The following is a 5,147-nucleotide window of genomic DNA, read 5'->3' on the forward strand; positions in this document are numbered from 1 at the left end:
GTGCGCGGCGCAACGGGGGCGCGCCGTCGGCTGGGGGCCGGTCACGGCGATCGCCGCCGGCACGGTGGACGCGGTGCGTCATCGGGTCCTCCTCGGGTCTCCACGCCCTGGGGTCACATCCCGACGGCCGAAGTATCCTGGCTCCCGGATCGACGCTCACCCCCGGCCTTCCAACCGCACGCGGTCGTGACTCGCGAGGGGGGATCGCTCCCCGATGACAGTGGCGGGACCGCGCCGGAATCGCACCGGCTTCCTTCACTGCCGTCAGGCCGCGAATGCTGCCACACCCGTCGCAGCCGGTCAACGCCGCCCCGGGCGGCTGACCAGCGCCGAAGCCATCCAGACATTCCTATGTAGGCCCAGGTCGAGGCGGCCTGAGCGGCGTCGGCGGACGCCGGGTTCCCGGTCAGCGGGCCCGGCGCTCGGGGTGGGCCCGGTTCCAGGCGCGCATCCGCTCCGGGTAGCCGGTGCGGCCGGCCTCGTAGAGCGGAACGGCGTGCCGCCGCGCGATGGTCGCCGCGGCGCGGGGCGAACCGGTACGGCGGCGGATCCACTCCCCGTCGTACGCGATCGCCACGACTGTGGTGTCGGTCGCGGTGGTCTCCGGCTCCAGGTAGAACTCGACGCCCCGGCGGCTGGTGACGAACGCCTCCAGCGCGGCGAGGTCGTCAGGGGTCGCCTCCCGGTCCAGCTTCGTCGGGCTCCCGTCGGCGGCGCGGGACCGCCGGTTGAACCAGCCCATGCCCGGCTCCTCTCCGTGCGCGTTCCTCCCAGTTCAGCACTGCTACCTGGCAACACGCTGCGAGCCCGATGGGAGTGAGCTGGGCCGCCGGCGGCGGGCGGAGCTACTGTCGGATGGTGCCCGGGGAGCGTGTGGCGGCGGCGCGGAACAACGCCGAGTGGTGCGACGTCGTCTGCGCGAGCCACGGCCTGCCCGGCCGCACGGACCTCGACGCCTGGTCGGTGCCACGCCGTTCCCCGCCCTGGTACCCCGACGCGGTCACCCTGCGCCCCGGGGTTCCCGCCGACGCGCTGCTCGCCCGGATCGACCCGGGTCCGGGAGCCTCGGTCAAGGACAGCTTCGCCGACCTCGACCTGCGGCCGTACGGTTTCCGGGTGCTCTTCACCGCCGACTGGATCCACCGCCCGGCCGCCCAGCCGGCGGCGCACCCGGGGCCACCACTGACGCCGGTGGGCACGCCGGACCGGCTGGCCGCCTGGGCGGCGGTCCACGGCGGAGGCGAGCTGTTCCGCCCGGCGCTGCTGGCCGACCCCCGGGTGACCGTGCTCGCCCGGTACACCGGCGACGGCGCGGTGACCGGCGGCGCGGTGCTGCTCCACCGCAGCGGCGCGGTGACCGGGATCTCCAACGTCTTCGCCGTCGGCGGCGACACGACGCCGATCTGGGCCGGCATTCCCACCGCCGTCGGGAGCCCGCTGGTGGGCTACGAGTCCGGCGAGGACCTCGCGCCGGCGCTGCGGGCCGGCTTCACCACCGCCGGGCCACTGCGGGTGTGGGTACGCGACTGACCCGCGCCGGCCCTCCCCCGGGGGCGCCGCGTTGTTGTCCCGACGAGGCCGGCACCGTCGGTGTGCTGTCCGAACGACCCTGATGCCTGAGAGGCATATGTATGCCTCTCAGGCATCACCCGCACGGTCATCCTGGGCCCGAATCCGGCGACACTCGCGAGCTCCCCCGGCCCGAACACGCCCACCCGCGGGCATCCCCGGCGGGAGCGCCGGCACTCGCGGAGGTGCCGGGTGCCTCGGGTGTGCCGGAGCCGGAGCGAGCCGGGCCGCCGGAGGCGACCGGGCCGACCGGGCCGCCGGAGGCGACCGGGCCGACCGGGCCGCCGAGTTCAGCCGAGTCGGGCCAGGTCCTCCGGGGTGAGCCGCAGCCCGGCGGCGGCGACGTTCGCCGCCAGGTGCGCCGGGTCGCCGGTGCCGGGGATGGCGAGCACGTGCGGGCCCTGGTGCAGGGTCCAGGCCAGCCGCACCTGGTGCGGGGTGACGCCGTGCGCACGGGCCACGGCGTCGACCGCCCGGTTCTCCTCGGCCGCCGCCCCCGCCTCCCGGCGGGTGCCGGCGAGCGCGAAGAACGGCACGTACGCGATCCCCCGCTCGCCGCAGAGCCGGACGAACCCGTCGTCCTCCCGGTAGGCGTCCACACCGTACGGGTTCTGCACGCAGACGACCGGCGCGATGCCTCGTACCTCGTCGAGATGCTCCGGGCGGGCGTTGGAGAGCCCGAGGTGCCGGATGAGTCCGGCGGCGCGCAGCTCGGCGAGGGCGCCGAAGCGGTCCGCCACCGGCACCGGGCTCGGTCGGCGGTAGAGCCGCAGGTTCACCAGGTCGAGGTGGTCGCGGCCGAGCCGGCGCAGGTTCTCCTCGACCTGGGCGCGCAGCTGGGCCGGGGTGAGCGCCTCGGTGAAGCCGGTCTCCGGGTCGTACCCCGGGCCGACCTTGGTGGCGATCAGCAGCTCCTCGGGGTACGGGGCGAGCGCCGCGCGGATCAGCTCCGTGGCGTAGCGGGCCGCTCCCGTGCCGACGCCCAGCGTGCCGCCGGGAGAGACGTAGAAGGCGGCGGTGTCGACGTGGTTCACGCCCAGCTCCACCGCCCGGCGCAGGACGGCGAGCGCCCGCGCCGGGTCCGGGTCGGCGGTGAGCCGCATGGAGCCGAAGCCCATCCGGTTGACGGTCTGATCTCCCAGCGTCCAGGCGCCCGCAGCGGCGGCGGTGATCTCGTCGATAGGCATCCGGCGACGGTAGCCAGCTCGGGCACCCGGCGCAGTCGGCCGCGTGCCCGATACCGCCCGAGGGCGATTCCCGCTAGCTTTGATCTCCTGAGGGCCCGTGCCCCGGCCGGGTGGCAGCGGTGTCGCCGGGGCGGGGCGGGCGCATCACCGGTACGAGAGCCAGCGCCGGCACCAGCAGCAGCGGCACCACGAGCAGGGCGTGCAGGATGCCGACCCGGTCGCCGAGCATGCCGAGTAGCGGCGGGCCGCCGAGGAACGCCGTGTAGCCGATCACCGCGACCACGCTGACCCGTACGGCCGCCTTCTCCTCCTCGTCCGCGGCGGCGCTCATGCCCACTGGGAAGCCGAGCGACGCGCCGATGCCCCAGAGCGCGACCCCGACGATGGCGACGGGGCCCGAGCCGGCGAGAATCGCCAGCGCGGCGCCGACCGCCGCGAGCAGGATCGTCGCGATGAGTACCCGCACCCGGCCCCACCGGTCGAGGGCGATCGTGCCGGCGGTACGCCCGAGCGTCATGCCCGCCACGAAGACGCCGAAGACGGCAGCGCCGGCCGCCTCGCTGAGGTCGTGCCCGTCGACGAAGGCGACCGCGAGCCAGTCGTTGGCGCTGCCCTCGGTGAACGCCATGACCAGCACCAGCAGGCCGATCAGCAGGGTTCGCGGCTCCCGCCAGACGGCGAGCAGGGCGCCTCGCCGCTCCGCCGGGCCGGCCTGCGTCGCCGCACCGACTCCGGTCTCCGCCGCCGGCAGGAAGAGCTTCGCGCCGTAGAGCGTGCCCGCCAGCACCAGTACGGCGATCACCGCGAGGTGCGCGCCGACCGGAACGTCGAGCCGCGCGGCGCCCGCGCCCAGCCCCGCCCCGGCCACCGAGCCGAGGCTCCAGGCGGCGTGGAAGCGCGGCAGGATCGTGCGACCCAGCCGCCGTTCGACCGCCGCGCCTTCGACGTTCATGGCGACGTCGCAGGTGCCGGAGCCGTAGCCGAAGGCGAACAGGCCGACCGCGACGGCGATCGCCGAACCGGTCAGGCCGGTGGCGAGCCCCGCCCAGGCGAGGCCGAGCGCCACCACGAGGGTGGCCAGCCGTACCGACCTGGCGGTGCCGAGCCGCTGGACCACGAGGCCGGCGGTGGGCATGGCGAGCAGCGCGCCGGCCGACATGGCGAGCAGGAGCAGCCCGAGCCGCCCGGCGCTGAGCTCCAGCGCCTCGCGGGCGGCCGGCACCCGGGAGAACCAGGTGGCCACGGCGAGTCCGTTGAGGGTGAAGACGACGGCCACACCGTTGCGGGCGACCCGCACCGCCCGGGGCACGGCCGGCGCGGCCGCCGGGTCGGCAGGGGACGCGGTGGTGGCACTCACGAGTCTCTTCTTCCTTCCTCGGGCAGCGTCTCGGCTTGATCGGACACCGCACAGCGCTCTCACCACAAGCCGGTTGCGAGCGTGTCGCCCGTCACACGCGGGACCCGGTGATCGCCTCCGGCGGCGCGGTAGCACGGGCCGGCAGGTGGGCGCGGCGGCAGGGCGGTTAACCGGTGCCTCGACGGGTAACCGCCGCGCACATCCGCCGACAGCGAGGAGCGGTGACCCGTGTCCGAACCCGCGCCGCCGCACCGGCAGCCGGAGGAGAGCCACCGGCACGGCCGGCTCACCGCCCGCCCCGGCCCGCCGGTCGGTCCGGCCACCGCCGGCCTGGTCCCGATGACCGACGCCGACGGCGGCCTGCTCGCCCTCCTGTACGCCCCGGCGCCGTCCGGGGACCGGCCGTACCAGCTGGTGGTGCTGCTGCACGGGGCGGGCGGGTCGGCACGCCAGGGGCTGGACCTGCTACTCCCCGTCGCGGACGAGCACCACCTGTTGCTCCTGGCGCCGCAGGCGGGGGCGAGCAGCTGGGACCTCATCGTCGAGGGGTTCGGGCCCGACGTGCGGCGCGTCGACGGGCTGCTGGAGTCCGTCTTCGCCGGGTACCCGGTCCGGGAGGTGGTGATCGGCGGCTTCTCCGACGGCGCGTCGTACGCCCTCTCGCTCGGGCTGACCAACGGCGACCTGGTCGCCGGTGTGGTGGCCTTCTCCCCCGGCTTCTCCGCGCCGCTGGTGACGCACGGCCATCCGGAGGTCTTCGTCTCACACGGTGTCGACGACCGGGTGCTGCCGGTGGACGTGTGCAGCCGCCGGCTCGTACCTCGCCTGCACGAACTCGGCTACGACGTGACGTACCAGGAGTTTCCCGGCGGCCACGAGGTCCCCGAGGAGATCCGCGCCGCCGCCGCCGAATGGCTCACCGGCCGCCGCCAACCGCGGTGATCATGAAGTTGTCGCCCGGCACGCCGGCGTGTCGGGACGACAACTTCATGATCAACCGGGGCGAGCGGCGAGGGGGCGAGCCGGGCGGGGTC

General features: G+C 75.4%; 5 protein-coding genes and 1 riboswitch. Of the genes, 2 read left to right on the forward strand and 3 right to left on the reverse strand.

Translation table 11 applies throughout. The annotated features are described in order from the left end of the window. Window positions 1–130: 130 nt before the first annotated feature. Window positions 131–256: riboswitch (cobalamin riboswitch) on the reverse strand. Window positions 257–406: 150 nt separating this feature from the next. Continuing rightward, window positions 407–742, reverse strand: coding sequence for a hypothetical protein (locus E1211_RS30650; protein WP_132353490.1), 336 nt, complete (start codon window positions 740–742; stop codon window positions 407–409). 116 nt (window positions 743–858) lie between these two features. On the opposite strand from E1211_RS30650, the gene E1211_RS30655 reads away from it, so the two are divergent. Continuing rightward, the gene (locus tag E1211_RS30655) at window positions 859–1,530 is read left to right on the forward strand and encodes a hypothetical protein (RefSeq protein ID WP_243709780.1); all 672 of its coding nucleotides are present in this window, start codon (window positions 859–861) and stop codon (window positions 1,528–1,530) included. A 329-nt stretch (window positions 1,531–1,859) separates the two neighbouring features. Here the strand turns inward: E1211_RS30655 and E1211_RS30660 are convergent, their stop codons facing one another. Further along, complete coding sequence (locus E1211_RS30660; protein ID WP_132353491.1) at window positions 1,860–2,756, reverse strand: aldo/keto reductase; 897 nt, start codon at window positions 2,754–2,756, stop codon at window positions 1,860–1,862. Window positions 2,757–2,829: 73 nt separating this feature from the next. Next, a complete protein-coding gene (locus E1211_RS30665; RefSeq protein ID WP_132353493.1) occupies window positions 2,830–4,113 on the reverse strand; it encodes an MFS transporter in 1,284 nt (427 codons plus the stop codon). 228 nt (window positions 4,114–4,341) lie between these two features. Between E1211_RS30665 and E1211_RS30670 the strand changes: the two genes are divergently transcribed. Next, a complete protein-coding gene (locus E1211_RS30670; protein ID WP_243709781.1) occupies window positions 4,342–5,055 on the forward strand; it encodes an alpha/beta hydrolase in 714 nt (237 codons plus the stop codon). Window positions 5,056–5,147: the final 92 nt, after the last annotated feature.

This window comes from Micromonospora sp. 15K316 (assembly GCF_004348525.1).
Lineage (GTDB): Bacteria > Actinomycetota > Actinomycetes > Mycobacteriales > Micromonosporaceae > Micromonospora.

What these genes read in the sequence shown, in the direction of transcription:
- E1211_RS30650 (WP_132353490.1), bottom strand. Translation starts at nt 742, where the DNA reads ATGGGCTGGTTCAACCGGCGGTCCCGCGCCGCCGACGGGAGCCCGACG.
- E1211_RS30660 (WP_132353491.1), bottom strand. Translation starts at nt 2,756, where the DNA reads ATGCCTATCGACGAGATCACCGCCGCCGCTGCGGGCGCCTGGACGCTG.